Origin of the sequence: Lentzea kristufekii (assembly GCF_033949925.1) — a bacterium.
GTDB classification, from domain to species: Bacteria; Actinomycetota; Actinomycetes; order Mycobacteriales; family Pseudonocardiaceae; genus Lentzea; species Lentzea kristufekii.
In genome coordinates, this window is record NZ_JAXAVV010000071.1 from 1 (window position 1) to 1,879 (window position 1,879).

Below are 1,879 nucleotides of genomic sequence, written 5' to 3' on the forward strand. Positions count from 1 at the left end.
CCAGCTGTACTCGGACCAGTCGGAGACGGCGCGGAAGCCTATGCCCTGGTAGACGGAGTTCGCCGTGGAGTTGGCGAGGTCCGCGGTGAGCACGACGTGGTCGACGCCCTCGCCGTACGCCCACTGGCTGACCGCCGCGGTGGCAGCGGCCGCGTAGCCGTGACGACGGTGTTCGGGAGGCGTGTAGACGGGCCCGACCCTGGACACCCCTGCGATCGGGGCGGTGCTCGCCGCCCACGACACCGGGACGCCGTCGACCTGCCACACGACGTGCCCGGCCGGCATCCACCGGCTGTCCGCCGCCCTCTTCTCGGCCTCGGCTCGCGGGAGGCCGTCCAGTTCGGCCGCGAAAGCGGTCCACCAGTCGGTGATCAGGTCATCGTCGGCGGGCGTGGCCGGCCTCGACTCACCGAGGACGTCCGGCACCACCAGGTCCTCCAGCCGGTAGAGCCGCAGGGCGTAGAGCTCCTTGCCACCCTCCCGCCAGAGCGTGCGGAAGGCGTCGACCCGCTCCTGCGTTCCGGTGACCTCGTTGATCTCGCGGTCTCCGAGCGCTGCGACGACGAGCGGAGCCGCGGCCGGTGGCATCGCGGCGACGTGCAGCGGACGACCCTCCATCTGGGTCACCGCGCCGACCACGGTTCCGTTGTCGTGCAACGAGATCAACGCTGACGGTGTCCTGCGTCCCTGTACCGCGGCGTCCACGCTGGTCAGGTGCACGCTGTTGTTCACGGGGTCGGCGTCGAGGAAGTCGCCTGCTGCGGCGAGGAAGTCGTGGATGTTGTTGTGGCTCAGTGCTTCCACCAGAACTCCGCCCAGTCGTCGAGTGGTTCGTAGCCGATGCGTTGGTAGATCGAGTTCGAGGTCGGGTTGGTCAGGTCCGCGAAGAGCAGGACGTCGGTGGCGCCCTGGTCCAGTGCCCACCGGGTGGCTACCGCGCTGACCGCGGCGCCGTAGCCGTGCCTTCGGTGCTCGGGCGGGGTGTAGACCGGGCCGATCCTCGTCATGCCGGCCTGCGGGCGACTCGCCACGGCCCAGGCGACCGGTGCGCCGTCGATCACCCAGAGGGCGTGGCCCTGGCCGAGACGCAGCGAGGTGCGCATGGCTTCGGTCGTCGGGGTGGCCGGCGCCTCGGGAACGGCCTCCCTGAGGAAGGCTGCACGCCAGCCGCCGAGGAGTTCCACGTCGTCCTCGGTGGCCATGCGGCTGGTACCGCCGACCGACGGCGGGGCGAGGGTGGTCAGGCGGTACTGCCTGGTGGACAGGGATTCCGTGTAGTTCTTGCCTGTTGCTGTGGCGAAGGCCTCTGATCTTTCGCGCGGGCCTGTCACGCCGGGAGCGTCCGGGTCGATCTTGGCGGCGACAGTGGCCGCCAACTCCACCGCGGGGAGGGGGAGGTCTGCCGCTTGGAACGGCCAGGGTGGTGTTCGGACCAGGGAGCCGATCACTTCGCCGTTCTCGTGGAAGGTGATCAGGATCGGCGGTTGTTCGGTGGCCGGCGAGCGGCGGATGCGGTCAAGCGAGGTGAGCGCCACGGTGTTTCGCACCGGATCGGCTGTCAGCCGATCGTGGGTGGCTGCGTCGAACGAGTCCAGCGTGGCGTGCACGACGGCGTCCATGGGTCCATCAGATCAGAGGACGCAAGCGAGAATCCGGGCACGCAAAAGACCCCTGAGGGGAGCACCGAAGTGCTCGACCCTCAGGGGTCTTTTGGAAATAATGTTCGGCGACGACCTACTCTCCCACACCGTAACCAGTGCAGTACCATCGGCGCAGAAGGGCTTAACTACCGGGTTCGGAATGGGACCGGGTGTTTCCCCAACGCTATGATCACCGAAACTCTATGGAGATGTACCTGCGGCGATCGGAATGCCGCTCG

General features: G+C 68.3%; 2 protein-coding genes and 1 rRNA gene. All 3 read right to left on the minus strand.

Translation table 11 applies throughout. From position 1 onward, the window contains the following. Positions 1-804 (minus strand): GNAT family N-acetyltransferase (locus SK571_RS46065; protein ID WP_319990416.1); only part of this gene is annotated, 804 nt, incomplete at its 3' end. Next, a complete protein-coding gene (locus SK571_RS46070; protein ID WP_319990417.1) occupies positions 792-1,619 on the minus strand; it encodes a GNAT family N-acetyltransferase in 828 nt (275 codons plus the stop codon). The genes SK571_RS46070 and SK571_RS46065, both read right to left, overlap by 13 nt. A gap of 102 nt (positions 1,620-1,721) precedes the next feature. After that, positions 1,722-1,838, minus strand: a 5S ribosomal RNA gene (gene rrf / locus SK571_RS46075). Between the last annotated feature and the right edge of the window lie 41 nt (positions 1,839-1,879).